The organism is Enterovibrio calviensis DSM 14347, assembly GCF_000621165.1.
In the GTDB taxonomy this organism is placed as follows: Bacteria; Pseudomonadota; Gammaproteobacteria; order Enterobacterales; family Vibrionaceae; genus Enterovibrio; species Enterovibrio calviensis.
Window position 1 is genome coordinate 303,341 of sequence record NZ_JHZA01000008.1, and the last position, 20,055, is coordinate 323,395.

A 20,055-nucleotide genomic window follows, 5' to 3' on the forward strand; every position below is an offset into this window, starting at 1 on the left:
AGGAAGTGAAGAATGAAAGGGAGTAAATGTTCAGCATACTGGTGCAAAGTTGATCATGGCGAATGGCGAGAAAAACCCAACGGTTAGGACTTCATGCCAACAAAGACCAACACGCTCACTGCGCCAAACAAAATCCAAGATAAGTGCTTCCCCTTCGACCCCAAATAAGCCACTACACAATGAATCGCAAAGGTCATTGAAATGACGCTGGTGATGAATGTCTTATCAAGCTGAGGCTGCGCGAGCGCAACAATGATTCCAGCAAACCCTAGCCAGGTAACTGAGGTCAAATGCCAGGCAAAACGTAAGGTTCGTTTGGTAAAGTCATCGCTTCCAAATAGCTTGGGTAGATTGTCACGTTTGAATAGCCGAGAGAGAATAAAGCGCTCCCCGAGATAAGAGTGAGCAAAAGCGACAACAACCAACAAAAACGCCGCCAGACACAAGATAAATTCCATGTTTACTCCCTCTTTAATCATACCAAGCCACCCATCACCTGCGGGTCGAGAAGCTTTCAAAATCATCACCTAGAATGAAAACTGAATCCCGCTTGTCATACCCAATGGCAGTACTTATTGCAGTATAACTCTTTGTCACATCATTGAATTTCTTAATTTCAAGGTCAACGTAGACGCGGCACTGACTGAAGATAATGGTTTTTGAACGAGAGAAATGTATAACGAGAAACGCAGTATAATTAGGATTTTATTGGGATCTTGATGAACGGATATTGTGGTTTGCGTGAGCGAGGGGAAACGAAAAGAAGATTTTGAAACGCTAGATGGGTGGAAGCCCTACCAGCTACATCCCGGCACACACGTCCCAAGCGGGGGCTGCTTCCTTCCGGACCTGACCCATTACACAAGATAGCGTTGCGGGAGAACCAATAGGGCCTCCATAGATTTTTTACCGAACAATTCCTTTAGAAAGAAACCGTTGGTTCGAGCGCATTATGTGTGAAGCCTCAGCCCATTGCAAGGGCTTATCGGGCACTCAGTGTTTGAATGGTGACTTTTTACCCTGCTTACTCTTCTTCATTCTCTGCATTGAGCAAGTAATCACCGAGCCATGCAATGGTTAACGATAACAGCCACGCCACAAACACGGGGTTAGGTACACTAAATTGCGGGAATACCACGATGGTTGCGAAGGCAATGGCAGGCAAGATAACACTAAGCTTATCCCCTTTTTCCTCCCCACCAACGCGTTGTAATTCCTGCAATGTTATCGCTAACACACTGCCACAGAAAGCAAGCAGCGCACCTTGCGTCCAACCGCCAGCCAACAGAGCAAAAATTAACAGTACTGGCCACCAGCTAAGGGTCTTGATGGGTTTCCAGAAGTACGTCGATACCCAAACAGCGATAACGCAGAGAATTTGCAACAAGGTATAGCTCATCTCACCGCCGAGCTTTTCATCGCCTTGTAGCGCTAATACACCGCACTCCATGGCGATAACGACAGAAACGACCAAGAGAGAGACTTGCCAATTACGGCGAGCCCCAGTGATTAACACTAATGCAGGGAGAATCATCCAAAGGCTCAGTGAAATGGCGATGGGTTGATAAGGCATAAGCGCGCCAAAGCCAACCAGACCAATAGCGAGCAGCCAAACTGCGATGCCTCCCGACCCCAAAAAGAATAACGCAGGGATCACGAAAGCCAGCAGTGGAATATTGCCATCGGCGATAGCCGCGGACAGCGCTGCCCCGATAACCATGACCGAGGCGGTAACCATTAACATCGTCGCATACCACATAGCCGCACCTCCTTGCGCTTACTGCCTACACTGACTCAATATCTGGTGTGTTATTTTTCTTCTTACCCTGTAACAGCTGATATTAGGAAGTCACTCTCCTGCTGCTTTTCCATCCACAATGGGTATGATACTGGGTAATGTCTTTTGTTTTTTATCATTGCGTTTGATATCAATATGCCTAATTTTGACGAGCAGATCTACGCGGTCTTAGTACAGATACCCCAAGGAAAAGTAACAACTTACGGTGATGTCGCAAAAATGGCGGGCTTCCCTCGTCATGCTCGCCATGTTGGTAAGTTATTGGGCGCATTACCCAAAGATAGTCGCTTACCTTGGTTTCGCGTCGTGAATGCCAAAGGCATGATTTCTTTGGTGGGTGAATCATTCACTCGCCAACGCGAGAAGCTGTTGGATGATGGTGTGGAAGTGAAAGAGAATGGTGTTATTTCGCTGCGACGCTTTCAATGGGATGGACACCCTATTTGATACCCAAGTAATCTGACATCGCTCGATGCTCCTAAACACGCAAACAATCCCACCAATATACGTATTTATGCATATATAGCGTTTCGCGTTTTGCATGCTAATGGAAACCCTCGCATATGTATGACTGACTTCATGCCCAATATGTGTCCATTTATTAAATTAGATACATTTCTGCTGTGACCTTTTCTGTAGATTTCCCAACTCCAGATTAATGATAACGACCACTCATACGCAGAGTGGCTTTCAACGTGTTTTGGTTACGGATAAAGGATTACGATGAAACCAGCTTATATTTTACTTGGCGCTATGATGGCGTCAGGTTCTACCTATGCTTATGAACAAGATTTATATATTGCAGGAAGCTTATCAAGCCATGAGCTTGGTAATGAATCTGGCGAGAAATATGCTTTCCATGTGGGTGCGAAGAACATATATAGCGGTGACTATTATGTTGGTGGTGAATTGGAGTTTGCACTTTTAGAAAATAGCGACTTCGAAGAATATTATCGCGTTAAGGAAGACTATTCTTATTCATTAAGCGTACCGTTTGGTAAGCGCTTCACGGTAGACCAAAATACCAGCTTCGATGCTTATGGTCTGGTGGGCTACACAGCGTTAAGAATTTATAACGACACGCATGATGCGACATATGATGGTTTTCGCTGGGGAGCAGGTATTGACGGCAACCTTTCCAACGTTATCGTCGGACTACGCTTTACACAAGCCAAACTTACAGGAGACAGCACTTGGTCTAGTACTGAGAAAAATCTCGGCTTGATGTTAGGTTATAGGTTCCAGCTTTAAGGCGACTCGCGATGCAGTCATGCGGCGCGGTTACACCCAGTAAATGGCTGCTTGCACTGCGCTGTAAGTGGCCATTTTTGCTTTAATCCTCCGGTAACGCGTATCTTTTGAAATCGAACACGTAAACAGCAGGTCTTTGTTGATACCACTCCCAGCAAGGAATGCGCTATGCGACCAGCCCTCGCTTTATTGTTATCGGTAGCCACCACAGTATCTTTGCCCGCGTTATCCCAAACGTGGCAGAGTAATGACGCGCCAGCCACTATCGTTGAGCTTTTCACCTCTGAAGGGTGCAGCAGTTGCCCAGCCGCTGAAGCCGCACTCAATGATCTAAAGGACAGTGATGGGCTATGGACGCGAGTTATTCCGCTGGCCTTTCATGTTGATTACTGGAACTACATCGGTTGGGCAGATCGGTTTGCGAAACCAGATTTTAGCCAACGACAGCGTCAAAAAGTGTCCCAAAGTGATGCTAGCGGTGTTTATACACCCGGTTGGTTTATTAACGATCAAGAATGGCGAGGCTTTTTCTCAAGGCAGCCAGTCCCTTATGGCAACGGCCCCAAAGCCGCCCAATTAATCGCCTCTATCAATGGCAACACCTTGCGCGTGGAATACGAAGGTAATGAGCGACTCAATGCCAACTTCGCTCTGATAGCAATGGATTTAACCACCAAAGTGAAGCGTGGAGAGAACCGAGGTAGAACGCTAGAACACGACTTCGTGGTCGTCGATTTTGCGGCGAAATATGGCCAGCGTCATTGGCAATTTACCCTTGATGATGAAACGGCAGCTAAACCATCGGCCATTGCGGTGTGGTTAACACCTCAAGGCGGTGGTGACCCGGTTCAGACCCTTGCTGGCTGGCTGACACCGTAGAGAGATATTCATCCAAAAAACGTAGATAAACAAAAAGGGAGCATTGCTCCCTTTTTGTTATTGAACATTATTTTTGTCATTTAACACGATATTGGTGTGTTCTCACCCATTAACGCGCCGCACTCACCACTTGAATGCTGATGTTTTGCGTATTGGCAGGGTCGTTGATCACGGGGTTGGACGTATCGCTGATGAAAATCAATTCCCCATCCACTTCAATGCGTGCGCTAACCGTATAAGTGTGGCCTTGTTGAATTTCAGATGGTGAGTAGCTCAGGCTAAATGGCAAAGGAACTTGTTGGCCTTCAGTCATATATGATTGGGAGCTAATCACTTCCATTGGCGCATCAGCCAATGAAACATCTGCCAACGTGACCGTCAATTTCGCATTGCTAGGTAGTGCAATACGCTGCAAATAATATACATCACCGTTGACTGTCGCCATGTCTTGCTCTTTCATGATGTCGCTGCACGCAGTAAAGGCGACAGCGATAAGCGCCAAAAAGAAACCATAAAACGCTTTTTTCATTGAATTGCACTCCAAAACGGCAATGTTATTGATAAAAACAACAAGAGTTTAACACTGTACAGTGATAACCCACTCAACAATTGTGGATTTCAGATCACAGTCTGAAATTTTATTTCGTAACTGTTTAGAATCATAAACCGTAAAAAAGTTCGGTATCATATGGGAAATGCGAGAATTGTGTCATTTTTCAGTCAACTCCCTTTGAATCATTACCTTACGGCTATAGGAGCACCATGAGTACACAACTTGAGGCTTTGTTATCACGGCTGAATTTGGAAAAACTTGATGAAGGTTTATACCGAGGACAAAGTGAAGATCTTGGTTTGCCGCAGGTTTATGGCGGTCAAGTTATCGGACAAGCACTATCGGCAGCCAAAGGAACCGTGGAAAGCGATCGCTTTGTGCATTCTTTCCATAGCTACTTCTTGCGCCCAGGTGACTCAGAGCAGCCAATCATTTACGACGTAGAAAATCTGCGCGATGGACTAACCTTTTCAACACGTCGCGTGAAAGCTGTACAAAAAGGCAAACCGATCTTTTACCTCACGGCTTCTTACCAATTGAATGAACCAGGCATTGAGCACCAATTCTCTATGCCAGACATCAAAGGCCCAGAAGGTTTGATGTCAGAGCGCGAACTCGTGGCTTCGGTTGCCCAACACTTGCCTAAATTCGTCATTGATACGTTTGGTGGTGAGCGTCCAATTGAAGTGCGTCCTGCTGTGGTCATTAACCCTCTTGCGCCTGAAAAACTAGAAGCTAAGCAATACTTGTGGATCCGCGCAAACGGCAAAATGGAGGACGATTTACGAATCCACCAATATTTGCTCGGCTATGCGTCAGACTGGGGCTTTTTAACCACGGCTCTGCAACCTCACGGCGTTTCTTTGATGACACCGGGTATGAAGGTCGCCACCATTGATCATGCAATGTGGTTCCACCGTGAATTCCGGATGGATGAATGGTTGCTGTTCGTCATCGATAGTCCATCTGCCAGTGGCTCGCGTGCGTTGGTTCGCGGTAGCTTCTACAACCAGCAAGGTGAGTTGGTGGCGTCAGCGGTACAAGAAGGGTTAGTGCGCAGCAACATCAAAATGCCGAAATAACACTTTAGCTTCTTTGCACTCAGAGTCTGAGTTGGCAATGTTCGGCGCATTCATCAGCAAAAAGGCCAGCATCATGCTGGCCTTTGTTATTTTCGAGGTCATGCTAACAACGCTATGTCATTAGAAATCGTAGCGGATACCCGCTTGAAGCTGGTCATCTTTACCCGTGATACCTTCAAATTTGTAACCTGCGTAAGTGCGAAGGTGACCATTGAATTTGTAAACCGCCTCTAGTGCGAAGTTGTTGGCTTCTTCTGTGGTGGTATTATCAAACTCACCAAAGTTGTAAACACCGACCACTGCAAGCTGCTTAGTCGCCTTGTACTTAGCCGACACTTCATAGCCGGTGTAATCAACGTTACTTTTCGACGCCATGGTGTAAAGCGCACCAAGCGTAAAGGCATCTTGCTTGTACTGTGCAGCAAGGTTGATTTGGTCATCGCTGTCCGTGCCTGCATCTTGTGAAACATAGCCTGCACCCACTGCGAACGCGCCAAAGTCGTAAAGCGCTGAAATACCTACGCTATCTGCGTCTTTCTCATCAGCAGCAATGTAGTTTGCTTGGATGCTCAGACCGTCAAATTCGCCTGAATACAGGAAGTTGTTCTCGCGCTTGTCTTTGTTGCCTGAAACCACATCCGCAGCGTCACCGCCGAACGTAGCCATGGTGTCCGTGATATCAGTCAGTTGAACTTGCGCAGAGTCTTGCTTGCCGTAAGAAAGCTCGCCTGCTGAAAAACCTAAACCCGCGAAGAAGTAACGGTTGGTTAAGCTGTCTGCATCAGACAACTCTGCTTCATATTTACCAAAGCCGTATAGCTCATCAGAAATTTCGGTTTTGCCTTTCAGGTTAACGCGAGCACGTGACTTGTCTTTGAACGAGCTGTTTTCCGTGCTTTCGTTGTTATCAGAAACGTTGAAGCGTGCTTCAGCACGACCACCAACTTTCAGTGTTGTGCCGTCCGCGTCGTATACCGTTGCGGCGAAAGAAGGGGCGGATACCAAAGCGCCAAGAATCGCGGAGGCCAATACTGCTTTTTTCATTTTCTAACATCCTTTTTAAATTGAGGCTTTCTTGCCATCTCATTTTCGAGAAAGCCAAGGTAGACGTTTAAAATGAACGTTAGGTGACTGTTCTATGACGTTTTTGGTGGAAAAAAATGTCATTTTGATGACTGCAAACATGGCTCGCAAAACCACGAAACGCAACAGTCGATTTCATCATCCCAACCAAAAAATGTATGTACTGGCGTGGTTCAACGAATAGAAAAAGCGGCAAGTCACCCTATGGACGCGAACAGCTTTTGGCTAACAAACAGAAAAAAACCTGCACACTGACGGTAGCAGTGTGCAGGCTCTCGCTTAATTGAAGTAACGTTTACTCGGTGATGGTTGCGTCACCACACGCGATTTGCTCAAGCTCCACCAAATGCGCTTTCGTTTGCTGGAGCTGGTACATTTGCCAATAGCGCCCTTTGTTCGCCAGCAACTGTTGATGGTTGCCCTGCTCTTCCACGTTACCGCGATGCAGCACCAAAATATTATCGGCGTCCGCTATGGTCGAGAGACGGTGGGCAATCACCACAATCGTCATGGTGTGGCGTAACGACGATAAGGCTCGCTGAACACGCTCTTCCGTGCCCGAGTCGATATTGGCTGTCGCTTCATCCAAGATCAATATTCGAGGACGCTCCACTAACACTCGTGCCAATGCCAGCAATTGTTTTTGGCCAGCCGATAAGGTGACATCACCCGTTCCTATCAGGGTGTCTAATCCTTTAGGAAGGTGTTGAACATAATCGGCCAAATCCACCTGATCCAGTGCCTGCCAAATCGCTTCGTCAGAGACTTCTCGGCCTAGGGTGACGTTTTCTCGAAACGACGCCGACAACACGTGCGGGTCTTGTTGCACCATCGCAATACCGGTGCGCATCGCGTTTTGTGTCAGTGACGAAATCGAGCGTCCACCGAGCTTTATTGACCCTGCCTGCACTGGGTAGAAACCCATCATCAACGACGCCAAGGTGCTTTTTCCGCTGCCCGTGTGACCCACAAGTGCAAGGAAGCCGCCTTCTTTGACCGAAGCATTGATATCCATCAGCACTGACGTTTTGCCGTCGTAACTAAAGGTAAGATCTGAAATTTCGATGTCGCCATTTCCAATCGGTGCATCATCACTGCCGTATTGGTGCGGTTTGGCATCCATCAGTTCAAACAATCGCTCGCCCGCCATGATGGCTTGCTGCAACAATGACAAACGCTGCATCAGCTCAATCAGCGGTTCTGTCACACGGCCGAGGTAGCTGATGAAGGCATAAAGCACACCGACACCAATCACTTCATGGCCCTGCCAGCCGAAGATCACCACCAAAGACACCAGGGCGACACCAGACATCAAATCAATCAAGGGACGAAGTAGAACGCCGTTGATTTTGACAATCTTCACTTCAGTTGTCAGGTGTTGATCGGTCAATGAAGAAAATCGCTCAGAAAAGCGCTGCTCTTGCCCCATCAACTGAATCAAGCTCATGCCTTGAATCGATTCACTCATCACGCTGTTAATGTCTGTCAGCAAATCGCGGGAGTCGCGATACGCTGGCGATGAACGACGTTGATAGAGAAACATCACCAAGACCACGGATGGCAGCAAAACTGCCACCACAATGGTGAGAGTCGGGCTTAGTAAATACATGGCCACCAACATGGCGGTGATCAGCGCCACGCTGTTTAAAAAGCTCGCGATGACCTGAACGTAAAGCTCTTTGAGCGATTCCGTATCATTGGTGACCCGCGATACCAGCTTACCCGCAGGCACATAATCAAACGCCGACAAAGGCTGATTAATGATGCTGGCATACACTTTTTTGCGGATGGTCTGCACGATGTTAATCGCGATGCGACTAAAACGCAGGCCATAGCTGTAGTGCAGTGAGGCCGAGAGCACAGTCGCGCCGATATACCCTATCGCCAGCAGCCACAGCGCGGTAGGCGGGAAATAATCTTGCGCCAAGTAGTCATCAAGGAAGATGCGGATCAGCCAAGGGCCACTCACATCAGCAATGGCGGCGAATAAAAGAAGCACCGCAGCAATCGCGAACCCTTTTTTGTCATCCATCAAATAGCGAAGCAGTCTCGCAAGAACTTCACGTTTGTTCATGACGATGCCTCCAATGCCTGCTCGAGTTGTTGATAGTGCTGCATTTCTGCATACCAGCCGTTTTCTGACACAAGCGCATTGTGGGTGCCACGCTCTTCAATATGCCCTTTCTGCAATACGATGATTTCATCGGCGGCTTCCAATGCGGAGAGTCGGTGCGCAATCACGATGGTGGTTTGATGTTTTGCGCGGTCATGAAGATTTTTCAGAATATGGTGCTCAGTGCGACCATCGACTGCCGATAAGGCATCATCCAAGATCAGAATTTCCGCATCGAGCAAGAGGGCTCGCGCAATCGAAATACGCTGCTTCTGCCCGCCAGACAAGGTAATGCCCTTCTCGCCCACCAGCGTTTCATAGCCTTCGCGAAATTGAATGATATCGTCGTCAATACACGCAAGCCTTGCCGCAGCGCGGATTTCTTCGCGTGTCGCATCAGGCTTACCCAACGCAATATTGTCAGCAATCGATCGAGAGAACAAAAATGGCGTTTGCGTCACCACCGCTAACTTGCTGCGCCACTCGCCGATGTTAAATTCATGCAGGCTTACACCGCCATACTGCACCTTGCCTTGCACCGGATCTTCAAAGCGCAAAATCAAAGACAACAAGGTCGATTTACCGCTACCAACAGGCCCAGCAATACCCAGCATTTTTCCCGCAGGAAGTGCAATCTCAACATCGTGCAAGGCCGGAACATCATGCCCACGCCATGTGAAACGATCGATGGAAACTTCAAGCGTTTGAGGCGTCTCAGGCAGCGCTTTATCTCCGTCTTGCAGCTCAGAAGTGACATCTAAGACTTCTTTGATTCGCTTCCACGCCGCCGCGCCGCGCTCAATAATATTGAACAACCATGCCACGGCTAACATAGGCCAGATCATCAGCCCTTGGTACAAAGTAAATGCGGTCAGTTCACCCAACGTCAGCATGCCATTGGCGACCATGTAGCCACCGCCTGTGATGGAACAGAAAAACGACGTGCCAATGGTGACGAAAATCACCGGATCGAACATGGCATCGACCTTTGCGACTGCCATGTTCTTTTCGCCCGTGTCGTCTGCCACGGCATTAAAGCGGTCGATCTGTTTAGACTCCAGACCAAATGCGCGGATCATCCGAATGCCATTTAGGGACGATTGGGTTTCATCCGATAAATCAGAAAACGCCGCCTGTGAGGCGGAAAAACGATGATGGAGCTGAGTACCAAAACGGTTCACCATGAATGCCATCACGGGCATAGGGGCGAGCGCCAACAAGGTGAGTTCCCAACTGATCGTGGTGGTCATGACAATCAATACCGCCAACCCCGTGATCACGGAGTCAGCCAACGTCAGCACGCCTTCACCGGCAGTCATCACCACCGCTTTCACGTCATTGGTTGAACGCGCCATGAGATCGCCGGTGCGATAGCGTTCAAAAAAGCGAGGAGAGTGACTCGTGAAGTGACGATATAACTTATCGCGCAGCACCGTTCCCAGCCCTGCAGCTGCGCCAAAGAGCCACACACGCCAAATGATGCGCAACGCATAAACCAGCACCCACAGCGCCGCAAGCGCACCGAGAGCAATTAGCAGTTGTTCACGCGTGATATCACCAGCCATGACGCCATCAACCAGCCAACCGATCGCTTTCGGTGGGATCAATTCAAACGTGGCGACGAAAACAAATATGATGATGGCACCCACATAGCGTTTCCACGCTTGTCGGAAATACCAACCTAACTCAACGAAAATGCGCATCCGTGTACGTTCCTCCTGTGTGCGCTAACCGATTTTTTTATTATTAAATGGGTAATGCTGTGGTGTATTTGAGTGGCTCCATCGCAAAGGTTGAGGTGACATTCGTCAAGCCATCCATGCTGTTCACCAACTTTTTGTAAAACCGATCGAACGCGCCCATATCCGCGACCTGAACTTTCATCATGTAATCATATTCGCCAGCCATACGGTAACACTCCATGACTTCAGGGAATGGCGTCACCGCTTCCACAAATCGGCGATACCAGCTTTCAGAATGATCGGACGTTTTAATATGCACAAAGGCGGTAAATGAAAGCCCAAGCGCTTGTGGATCGAGAAGGGCCACTCGCTTTCGCAGTACGCCACTGTCTTCAAGTCGTTTTAATCGCTTCCAGCACGGGGTCGTGGTGAGGTTCACTTTCTCAGCCAGATCCGACAGCGACAAAGACGCATCGCGTTGCAGCCAATCTAATAATTGTCGGTCGATATTATCCAAGGAAACAGTCATAAACGTATTACCAATCTTGCTCTTTTAAGGGTGAATATTCCCCTAGACACACGGGGAGGGAAATATTTTCTATAATTACCCCAATGGTAGAATTTTTTTCCACCAAAGGCGAACAAAAAGCCAAAAATGGCAAAACAATACTCTTAACAAGTGCTTATATTTAAATATCCCTGAGTGACCTCAAGCAGTAGAGAGCCAGACCAATCATGACCGATGCCAATATGACCACCACCTCATCCCACTGGGTTTGCGACGCGATTCGTAAAATTGAAGCGGATTTTCAGCGCTCTGCTGATACACATTTAATTAAGCTGGATTTACCGTATTTCAGCGATATTGATATTTATCTCAAAGATGAAAGCACCCACCCGACGGGTAGCTTAAAACACCGCCTTGCTCGCTCACTTTTTCTCTACGGTTTGTGCAATGGTTGGATAAAAGAAGACACCACGGTCATTGAATCATCATCTGGCAGTACGGCGATTTCAGAAGCCTATTTTGCCCGTTTACTGGGGCTACGCTTCATTGCGGTTGTGCCTCGCACCACGGCGAAAAAGAAGATTGAACAAATCCAGTTCTACGGTGGTGAAGCCCACTTTGTTGATCGTTCTGATGCCATTTACGCGGAATCTCGCCGCCTAGCTAAAGAACTGAATGGTCACTACATGGATCAGTTCACTTACGCAGAACGTGCAACCGACTGGCGCAGCAATAACAACATCGCCAACAGCATTTTTGGCCAGATGAAGTACGAGCGTTACGCCGTACCAAGTTGGATTGTAATGAGCCCAGGCACAGGCGGCACATCTGCCACCATTGGTCGCTTCATCCGATACCGCTGTCATCAAACCCAACTGATGGCGGTTGACCCTGAAAACTCCGTGTTCCACGAATTCTACAAAACCGGAGATTGCTCGCTCACACTAGATTGCGGCGGAAAAATCGAAGGTATTGGTCGCCCTCGCGTCGAGCCTAGCTTTATTCCGGGCGTGATTGATCGCATGGAAACCATTAAAGACGCCGACAGTGTGGCAACCGTGCATTGGCTGGAAGGCATTCTAGGCCGCAAAGCCGGAGCATCCACAGGTACCAACCTGTTTGGCGCACTGAAACTAGCCGAAGAGATGCATGCGAGAGGCGAAAAAGGCTCTATCGTTACCTTACTCTGCGACAGTGGCGAGCGTTATCTCGATACCTATTTCAACGAAGAGTGGGTCAACACGAACATTGGCGATATCACGCCGACGCTAGAAGCTTTGCAGAAATACAGCAACTGATTGAGTTATTGGCGAGTCATTGGCGACGAACAAGTGAACCAATGTATCCGCGATCACAGGGCGCATCTTTCGCGCCCTGTTTACATGTATTTGCGACCAATCCGCTTTAGCGATATGACAAAAATATCGTCCCTCATGTTTCGCTGATTTCCTCAGAATCCACGACTGACATCTTAAACAATGCGAGCCATCCCCACCGTAAAACACCATCTCTCATGATATATTTTTAATAGTTTCAATTTGATACTGTTTAACTGTCATTTTCATGGAAGCCCATTGTGAATAAATACCTGATCGCGACCAGTGCTATTTTTTTCTTCATATTTATCGTTAAGGACTTATTCAATACTGAAAGAGTACCACTCAATACTCCGCTACCTGATCGCGCCCCTTTTACGGTTTCGAACCAATTTGATGGAAAATGGGAAGGGAAACGTACCGATATCAGCGGCGATAGCATCTGCCTACAAACACGCATTATCGGCACCATTAAACAAGGTAAAGTGTCGCTTCGCTTGATGTACAACAACACCTATTTGGAAGGCTTTATCAGTGACACGGGTGAACTTGCCCTGTTTGCAGATAGTCAGAAGTGGGGATATCGATTCGATGGCAGCGCAGACTCTGATCAAATTAAAGGTAACTGGAAGGTCACCAACGCACCATGCAAGGGTACATGGCAGTTAGCAAAAACCTCATAGCGGTCAATTTCCCTAGCCAATATCCCCTACAATACTCACCAACCGTGAGGGACGGACAAACATGAACATTATTAAAGCCACACCTTCTGACACACCCGCTGTCGCCCCATTATTTAACCAATACCGCGTATTTTATGGTCAGACAGATAACGCTGCGCTTGCCCATGACTTTATTAACGCACGCCTTACTCACGAAGAATCTGTCATTTTTTTCGCTATGGATGAGCAAGGCGCGGCGGTAGGCTTCACTCAGCTTTATCCCATGTTCTCCTCTGTTTCTGCTCAGCGTATATGGGTATTGAATGATCTTTTTGTTGTTGATTCACAAAGAGGAAAGGGAACCGGAAATGCGTTGCTAAATGCGGCAAAGGCACATGCCATGGCAACGGGTGTCGCTGGTATTGCCTTGGAAACATCGGTGAGTAATTTTGGCGCACAAAAACTCTATGAATCTTTGGGGTATGACAAAGATATTGACCATTTTCACTACTTTTTAAGCTTGAAAGCATAGCAACGAAAAAATGTGCATGACATAGAGCTGCTCTCGCTTCTGCGTTACACTTCGCCCATAGAAACTCTCTACATATCGGTTAAAGGTGTAGCCATGAAAAAATCTGTTGTCGTCTTTAGTGGCGGGCAGGATTCCACTACGTGTCTGATCCAAGCATTGTCTGAGTTTGACGAAGTGCATTGTATTACCTTCGACTATGGTCAGCGCCACAAGCAAGAAATTGAAGTCGCTGCCGCTGTTTCGAAAGAACTCGGCGCAACCTCGCACAAGGTGATGGATGTTAGCTTGCTCAATGAGTTAGCGATAAGCTCCCTAACCCGCGACAACATTCCTGTGTCTCATGAACTGCAGGAAAACGGCCTACCAAATTCGTTCGTACCAGGACGTAACATTTTATTCCTGACCTTGGCGGGCATTTACGCTTACCAGTTAGGTGCGGAAACCGTGATTACCGGCGTGTGTGAAACCGATTTTTCAGGCTACCCAGATTGTCGCAATGACTTTGTTGAAGCGATGAACAAGTCATTGGTATTGGGCATGGACCGAGAGTTGGAAATCCGTACCCCGCTGATGTGGCTAAACAAAGCGGAAACGTGGGCACTGGCCGATAAGTTCAGCAAACTTGAATATGTGCGTGATAATACCCTCACCTGCTACAACGGTGTGATTGGCAGTGGATGTGGCGATTGCCCAGCCTGCGATCTTCGCCAGAAAGGGTTAGATAGCTACATGAATGACAAAGAAAATGTCATGGCATCGCTAGACAGCAAAAACGCATAATACGTCAAGCCTCTTCCAATAGCGCCAATGGAGGGGGCAATTTTCCAACAGCAGTTTTCCAACAACCCTTACCTCCCTATTTATTTTCGGTTTTTCAATTACTTAAATTTACACCCACTCACTACTCTTCTTCGTTGTTCAAAAGCGTTCAACAATTCTGAAAGAATTCCTTTCTGTTCCGGTTTCTATCTGAACTTATCTTGTTCAATAAGGAGGCTGTATGTATCTCGCTGTTAGCGGTACGTGTTATTGGTGTATGGAAGCTATTTTCTGTGCGCTTCGCGGCGTTTCAGAAGTCGAACAGGGATTCTTGGTCACGGAAGATCGCAGGCATGTCGAAGCGGTGCTATTTCGCATCGACGAGTCTGAAATCTCTTTGGAGGATACGATTCGTGTGCATTTGGATTCGCACGCGTGTACATCCAACCACTCATTTCGGGATACCTATCCGAGCTTTGTGTTCCCGATAAATTCTGCACATCTCCAACGGTGCAAAACAGCTTTGGATCATGTCGCAGAAGAATACATCAAGCCAGTTGTTACGAAAGTCGCGCCCATGGTGGCCTTCTATCCGACACCCGCGCGTCAGCAAAATTATTATTGGCGCAATCCATCAAAGCCATTTTGCCAGCGCGTCATCGCCCCAAAAATGCAGGTGTTAAAAGAGCTGTATCCAACGCTATTAAGCCAAAGCGCGTTTGCATTTTTGTCTGATAAAACCGCATAAAAAAAGCGCCGTTCGGCGCTTTTCTCTTATTCGTTCGACCGCTCAAAGACGGTTACTTGTCTGCTTTTGCATCCTGACGTTTCTTAAATGCCGCCATTTGCTCGTCTGTCGCTGGAAGCTGGTGATTGGCCTTCCAATCGCCGTAAGACATGCCATAGACACGCTCACGCGCCTCATCATCGCTCACTTCTATGCCACGCTGATCAGCTTCGGCTTTGTACCACTTGCCGAGGCAGTTACGGCAAAAATCTGCAAGGATCATCAGATCAATGTTCTGCACGTCTTTATTGTTGTCTAGGTGCGATAAGAAACGACGAAATGTCGCTGCATCCAGTTGATCTTGTTGCTCTTGCGTCAATTTATCAGACATGGGTTTCTTCCTATTGATTCGTGATTACTTTCATCCGGTATCAACCTTACCAATGCTTGGTTCACTAATAAAGAAAATGCCAGCGACGACAACGACGCTGGCACATTTTCTATCTAGTGATAACACATTTTGAGGTTAACGCGCGTCAAACTCACCATGGGCCGCACGATGTGGTTTAGCGTTTTCCAGCTCAACCTTAAGTTGTGCTTCAACAAAGCCCGGTGAGTGGGTCTTCACTGAAAGCAGACGGTACATCGCTGGGATAACAAATAGCGTTACCGCTGTGGCGAACGTCATGCCCGCAAAGATCACCGTACCCACTGCCACACGGCTTTCATAGCCTGCACCGGTTGAGATGATCAATGGAATCGCACCGATAATCGTGGTGAATGCGGTCATCATGATTGGGCGAAGGCGACGTACTGACGCATCAATAATCGCTTGTTCAAACAACACGCCGCGGTCACGCAGCTGGTTGGCGAACTCGACGATCAAGATGCCGTTCTTGGTCACCATACCAATCAACATGATCATGCCGATCTGCGAGTAGATGTTCAGACCTTGGTCCGTCAACCATAGGCCAACGAAGCCACCGAAGATCCCCATCGGAACCGTCAGCATCACCACCAGAGGGTTCACGAAGCTTTCAAACTGCGCGGCCAGTACCAAGTACGCCACCAGCAACGCCAAGCCAAAGACAATCAAAATACTGCTTTGGTTATCTTTGAATTCCGCTGATTCGCCGGAGTAGCTGACCGAAATATCGGCGGGTAACAGTTCAATGGCTTTCGCATCAAGGAAATCCAGGGCGTTACCCAAGGTGTAACCGTCACCCAAGTTCGCTTTCAGCGTGATGGCTTTTTGCTTATTAAAGTGACGAAGCGTTTGCGCGGACGCTACTTCTTCCACTTCGGCAAGGGTATCAAGGCTCACCAAGTCGCCATTGCGGGTACGCATGTAGATTTGGCTGATGTCGTCTTTGCTGTTAAAGCGAGCTTCATCACCACGCAGGTAAACATCAAACTCTTCACCGCGATCAACAAAGGTGGTTTCTGTGCGTCCACCCAACATGATTTCCATGGTGTTAGAGACATCATCAACGCTGATCCCTAACTCGGCAGCGCGTTGACGGTCAATCTTAACCACCAATTCTGGCGTAGTTTCCGCGTAGTCGAGGTCAACACCTTGCATGATTGGGCTGGCACTGGCTTCATCGACCAGCACTTGTGCCCACTTGTTGAGTTCTTGGTAATCCGCACCACCTAGCACCAGCTGTACAGGTTCGCTTGAGCCACCACGGAAACCGGGCATAAAGGCACGTACGAAAATATCAGGAATGCCAGCCAGTGCCTGACGAACTCGTCCTAGCGCTTGGGCTGCAGTTTCATCGCGGCTATCCCAATCTTCAAGCTGCATAATAACGAAACCAGTCTGATCGCCCGCCATACCGCCAAAGGCTGGCGCTTGTAAGCTAACCGACGTCAGCAAACCTTCGTCGACCAACGGCATCAAACGGCGTTCAACTTCTTCCATGTTGACGACCATACGGTTGTAGGCAGTGCCTTCTGCGCCTTTGACGAAAGCCATCAATACGCCACGGTCTTCTTGCGGAACAAGCTGCGCAGGCAAGTTTTTCATTAACCACGCACTACCACCGATACACGCAATGATCACTAACGGCGCCACAAAGCGCGCAGCAACCGCCACGGTGACCATACGGCGATACCCGTTCTCGAATGATTCGAAGAAGTTATCAACCATGCGGTTAAACGCACCGCGCTTCACATTGGCTTTTAGGATTTTACTGCCCAGCACTGGCGTAAGCGTTAGTGCCACGATAGAGGAGAAAATCACAGCCATTGCCAGCAGTACCGAGAACTCGGTAAAGAGTTTTCCGACCATGCCATCCATAAAGGAAATAGGCAGGAATACCATCACCAGTACCGCTGTAGTTGCGACTACGGCGAAGCCGACTTCTCGCGTGCCGTTATAAGCAGCAACAAGCGGTGTGTCCCCTTTCTCGATGTGGTGGAACATGTTCTCAACCACCACGATGGCATCATCCACCACCAGTCCAATCGACAGTATCAGTGCCATCAAGGTCAGCAGGTTGATGGAGAAACCAAAGAAGTGGGCAGCAATAAATGCTGAGACCAGAGAGACAGGAACCGTCACCGCAGGAATCAAGGTGGCGCGCACCTGACCAATAAAGATATAGAGGATCAATACCACCAGCGCGCCGGTGATAAATAACGTGCTGTATACCTCATCAATCGAGCGTTCAATGAAGATGGTGGAGTCATAATCGACCCAAAGGTTGGTGCCTTCAGGCAAAAATGGCTGGAACTCTTCAACCAGCGCACGAACGCCAACAGCAACGTCCAGCGGGTTCGCGTCAGATTGCGCCACGATCCCCAAGCTCAGGTTGTTAATGCCGTTGTTTTTGTAGGTCGCGTTTTCGTTCTGGGAACCGATGTAAACGTCAGACACGTCTTTGAGGTAAATCGGACTGCCATCGTTTGCCGTTCGTACCACCAAATATTGGAAGTCTTCTGGGGTTTGATACAAGCGCTCAGTTCGCACCGTCATCTTGGTAACGTCGTTACGAATTTCACCGCCTGGGCTTTCCAAGTTTTCACGACGAAGCGTTGAGGTAATATCGTCCGTGGTGACGCCGCGCCCTGCCATTAGCACGGGATCGAGACGCACATACATCACTTTGTACAATGCACCGTAAAGCTCAACCGAGCTGACGCCAGACAACAAGCTGAATTTGTCTTCCAATACGCGTTGTGCATATTCCGTCAGCTGCGTTCTGTCCATTTCTGACGACGCAAGGTTGATGTAGATAGATGCTTCGCCCGAACCATTAGATTTGGAAACAATGGGTTCATCAGCTTCGTCGGGGAGACGTCGCTGGGCGCGTGCAACGGCATCGCGTACATCGCTGACACCTTCGGTTAAGTCCCACTCGATATCGAACTCAACGGTAATGCGTGACATGCCGTTGCGGCTCACAGAGGTAATTTCTTCAATCCCACTGATGCCTGACAGTTCGTCTTCCAGCGCTTGAGTGATTTGGCTTTCCATGATGCTAGCGGACGCACCCGCATAACGGGTCATCACAGAAACCACTGGGCTATCAATATCTGGGTATTCGCGCACCGACAAGTTGCTGAACGACACAATACCAAATACGCATAGGAGCAAGCTCAATACAATGGCGACAACTGGCCTTTTAACAGAGACGTCTGAAAGCCACATTTACTTGCCCTCTTCTGTCTTTGCGTTCGGCGCTTTCGCTGCTGTCAAATCGTTCACTTTGGTGCCATCGCGCATGCTCACCAAACCTTGCACAACAATGCGATCACCAAGTTCAAGGCCACTTTCAACCGTCACTTTGTTTTCGACACGCGCGCCCAGTTTCACTTCCGTGCGGTTGGCAATGCCTTTTTCATCCACCAAATAAACGAAACGCTTGGTGCCGGAGTACTCAATCGCCTGCACTGGGATCACTGCTGAGATTTGTGGGGCAAAGCCCAACATCGCTTCCATCATCATGCCCGGACGCAACAAACGATCACCATTGTCGATATCAATACGCGCACGCAAGTTCAGCGAGTCGTTATTGATGCGCGAATCCACCGCTGACAAATGACCTTCAAAGATTTTGTTTCGCCATGCTTTAGTTTGGGCAGTGACTTCGATGTCTTTGCTCAATTCACTGAGGTATTGCTCAGGTACATTGATATCCAATTGCATAAGTGACAAATCATCAAGGTTTAGCAGCGCGTCGCCCGCGGACACCAATTGTCCACGCGTGATGTCAACCAAGCCTACCGTGCCTGAGAACGGGGCTTTGATATGTAGATCGTCAAGATCCGCTTGGGCAGCGTCTAAACGCGCTTTCGCAATATCAACGCTGGCTTGCTGTGCATCGAGTTCTGTTTTGGTTAGCGCGCCACGCTTATGCAGTTTGGCAAACTCACCTAATTTACGAAGTTCGTCTTTGTGGAAGGCTTGCGCTTCTGACACAGAAGCCTGCATTTTCGCGGTTTCCAATGTGAACAGCGGATCGCCTTCTTTCACTTGCTGGCCTGCCGTTACATGAACCGCTTCGATTTTGCCGCTCACTTCGGGCGCAATAATCACAGAGTTTTCGGACTTAAGGTTGCCAATCAATGACAGATTGCGCGTAACAGGGTGTGATTCAACTTGTGCCGTAGCGACCGCAACCGCAGGACGAGCCGAACGACTTGATGGCTTATCAGCCGCTTCAGTATTACCTTGCCAAGCAAAAAAGCCGGCGCCACCGAGAACAATGACGGCGGAGAAAAGAAGTTTATTTTTCATCTTAGTAACCGTAAATAACAACTCGCGATAGTCTACTCTATGCCTATCTTGTGTGCGGTAAAGAAATGTAAATAAGGCAAAGAAAACATCATAGATAAAGAGAATGAACGCCCGCTGTAAGCCTCCTCATTTTTCACCTTGGATTTCCTTTTCACAGTAAAATTCGCCAGTTTGGTCTAACTTCAAGCGCCAACGTCGAAAAAACCAGCAAACGCACTGTGTTTTGGAGAAAAGTGCTTTACAGCGTGCGTTCGTTTGATAATATGCGCCCCGCACTTGTGGTGGGATTCCCGAGTGGCCAAAGGGATCAGACTGTAAATCTGACGGCTCCGCCTTCGAAGGTTCGAATCCTTCTCCCACCACCAT

The 20,055-nt window shown here is 48.3% G+C and carries 19 protein-coding genes, 1 tRNA gene and 1 other RNA gene; 10 read left to right on the forward strand and 11 right to left on the reverse strand.

What is annotated here, in order from left to right:
* Positions 1 to 83: 83 nt before the first annotated feature.
* The 3 genes from Q365_RS0108355 to Q365_RS0108360 form a co-directional block, all read right to left on the reverse strand.
* Positions 84 to 458, reverse strand: a complete 375-nt coding sequence (locus Q365_RS0108355) for a hypothetical protein (protein ID WP_028022916.1) — start codon at positions 456 to 458, stop codon at positions 84 to 86.
* A gap of 334 nt (positions 459 to 792) precedes the next feature.
* An RNA gene (gene ffs / locus Q365_RS26390) (signal recognition particle sRNA small type) lies at positions 793 to 889 on the reverse strand.
* A gap of 135 nt (positions 890 to 1,024) precedes the next feature.
* A complete protein-coding gene (locus Q365_RS0108360) occupies positions 1,025 to 1,759 on the reverse strand; it encodes a VP0952 family biofilm-associated protein (RefSeq protein WP_028022917.1) in 735 nt (244 codons plus the stop codon).
* Between the two features lie 174 nt (positions 1,760 to 1,933).
* Here Q365_RS0108360 and Q365_RS0108365 point away from each other — a divergent pair, with 174 nt between their 5' ends.
* The 3 genes from Q365_RS0108365 (at position 1,934) to Q365_RS0108375 (ending at position 3,928) form a co-directional block, all read left to right on the forward strand.
* Entirely contained in the window at positions 1,934 to 2,245 is a 312-nt protein-coding gene (locus Q365_RS0108365) for an MGMT family protein (protein WP_028022918.1), read from the forward strand.
* Positions 2,246 to 2,521: 276 nt separating this feature from the next.
* A complete protein-coding gene (locus tag Q365_RS0108370; protein ID WP_028022919.1) occupies positions 2,522 to 3,049 on the forward strand; it encodes an outer membrane beta-barrel protein in 528 nt (175 codons plus the stop codon).
* Positions 3,050 to 3,217: 168 nt separating this feature from the next.
* Positions 3,218 to 3,928: a DUF1223 domain-containing protein gene (locus tag Q365_RS0108375; RefSeq protein ID WP_028022920.1), complete on the forward strand. Its 711-nt coding sequence runs from the start codon at positions 3,218 to 3,220 to the stop codon at positions 3,926 to 3,928.
* Positions 3,929 to 4,037: 109 nt separating this feature from the next.
* Here Q365_RS0108375 and Q365_RS0108380 read toward each other — a convergent pair whose 3' ends face one another.
* Entirely contained in the window at positions 4,038 to 4,457 is a 420-nt protein-coding gene (locus tag Q365_RS0108380; RefSeq protein WP_028022921.1) for a YbaY family lipoprotein, read from the reverse strand.
* Between the two features lie 233 nt (positions 4,458 to 4,690).
* Between Q365_RS0108380 and tesB the strand changes: the two genes are divergently transcribed.
* On the forward strand, positions 4,691 to 5,563 hold the full coding sequence (tesB, locus tag Q365_RS0108385) for an acyl-CoA thioesterase II (RefSeq protein ID WP_028022922.1): 873 nt from the start codon (positions 4,691 to 4,693) through the stop codon (positions 5,561 to 5,563).
* 120 nt (positions 5,564 to 5,683) lie between these two features.
* Here the strand turns inward: tesB and Q365_RS0108390 are convergent, their stop codons facing one another.
* The 4 genes from Q365_RS0108390 to Q365_RS0108410 all read right to left on the reverse strand — a co-directional run bounded on the left by Q365_RS0108390 (position 5,684) and on the right by Q365_RS0108410 (position 10,970).
* Positions 5,684 to 6,607, reverse strand: a complete 924-nt coding sequence (locus Q365_RS0108390) for a porin (RefSeq protein WP_028022923.1) — start codon at positions 6,605 to 6,607, stop codon at positions 5,684 to 5,686.
* Between the two features lie 334 nt (positions 6,608 to 6,941).
* Positions 6,942 to 8,720 (reverse strand): ABC transporter transmembrane domain-containing protein, encoded by a 1,779-nt coding sequence (locus Q365_RS25565; RefSeq protein WP_035024673.1) that lies wholly within the window; start codon positions 8,718 to 8,720, stop codon positions 6,942 to 6,944.
* Positions 8,717 to 10,462 (reverse strand): ABC transporter transmembrane domain-containing protein, encoded by a 1,746-nt coding sequence (locus Q365_RS0108405; protein WP_028022924.1) that lies wholly within the window; start codon positions 10,460 to 10,462, stop codon positions 8,717 to 8,719. Before Q365_RS0108405 ends, Q365_RS25565 begins: the two co-directional genes overlap by 4 nt.
* A 43-nt stretch (positions 10,463 to 10,505) precedes the next feature.
* Positions 10,506 to 10,970 carry an Lrp/AsnC family transcriptional regulator gene (locus Q365_RS0108410; RefSeq protein ID WP_028022925.1) on the reverse strand — a complete coding sequence of 155 codons (465 nt, stop codon included), beginning with the start codon at positions 10,968 to 10,970 and terminating at the stop codon, positions 10,506 to 10,508.
* Positions 10,971 to 11,176: 206 nt separating this feature from the next.
* Between Q365_RS0108410 and Q365_RS0108415 the strand changes: the two genes are divergently transcribed.
* From Q365_RS0108415 to Q365_RS0108435, 5 genes are all read left to right on the forward strand, one after another.
* The gene (locus tag Q365_RS0108415; RefSeq protein ID WP_028022926.1) at positions 11,177 to 12,247 is read left to right on the forward strand and encodes a PLP-dependent cysteine synthase family protein; all 1,071 of its coding nucleotides are present in this window, start codon (positions 11,177 to 11,179) and stop codon (positions 12,245 to 12,247) included.
* A gap of 278 nt (positions 12,248 to 12,525) precedes the next feature.
* Positions 12,526 to 12,948 (forward strand): hypothetical protein, encoded by a 423-nt coding sequence (locus Q365_RS0108420; RefSeq protein ID WP_028022927.1) that lies wholly within the window; start codon positions 12,526 to 12,528, stop codon positions 12,946 to 12,948.
* A gap of 61 nt (positions 12,949 to 13,009) precedes the next feature.
* The gene (locus Q365_RS0108425) at positions 13,010 to 13,459 is read left to right on the forward strand and encodes a GNAT family N-acetyltransferase (protein ID WP_028022928.1); all 450 of its coding nucleotides are present in this window, start codon (positions 13,010 to 13,012) and stop codon (positions 13,457 to 13,459) included.
* A gap of 93 nt (positions 13,460 to 13,552) precedes the next feature.
* Positions 13,553 to 14,239, forward strand: a complete 687-nt coding sequence (queC, locus tag Q365_RS0108430; RefSeq protein WP_028022929.1) for a 7-cyano-7-deazaguanine synthase QueC — start codon at positions 13,553 to 13,555, stop codon at positions 14,237 to 14,239.
* A 220-nt stretch (positions 14,240 to 14,459) separates the two neighbouring features.
* Positions 14,460 to 14,966, forward strand: coding sequence for a peptide-methionine (S)-S-oxide reductase (locus tag Q365_RS0108435; protein WP_028022930.1), 507 nt, complete (start codon positions 14,460 to 14,462; stop codon positions 14,964 to 14,966).
* A 52-nt stretch (positions 14,967 to 15,018) separates the two neighbouring features.
* On the opposite strand, the gene Q365_RS0108440 is transcribed toward Q365_RS0108435, so the two are convergent.
* The 3 genes from Q365_RS0108440 to Q365_RS0108450 form a co-directional block, all read right to left on the reverse strand.
* Complete coding sequence (locus Q365_RS0108440) at positions 15,019 to 15,336, reverse strand: DUF1244 domain-containing protein (RefSeq protein WP_028022931.1); 318 nt, start codon at positions 15,334 to 15,336, stop codon at positions 15,019 to 15,021.
* A gap of 135 nt (positions 15,337 to 15,471) precedes the next feature.
* Positions 15,472 to 18,600, reverse strand: a complete 3,129-nt coding sequence (locus Q365_RS0108445) for a multidrug efflux RND transporter permease subunit (RefSeq protein ID WP_028022932.1) — start codon at positions 18,598 to 18,600, stop codon at positions 15,472 to 15,474.
* Positions 18,601 to 19,689 (reverse strand): efflux RND transporter periplasmic adaptor subunit, encoded by a 1,089-nt coding sequence (locus Q365_RS0108450; protein WP_028022933.1) that lies wholly within the window; start codon positions 19,687 to 19,689, stop codon positions 18,601 to 18,603.
* 280 nt (positions 19,690 to 19,969) lie between these two features.
* On the opposite strand from Q365_RS0108450, the gene Q365_RS0108455 reads away from it, so the two are divergent.
* Positions 19,970 to 20,054: transfer RNA gene (locus Q365_RS0108455), tRNA-Tyr, on the forward strand.
* Position 20,055: the final 1 nt, after the last annotated feature.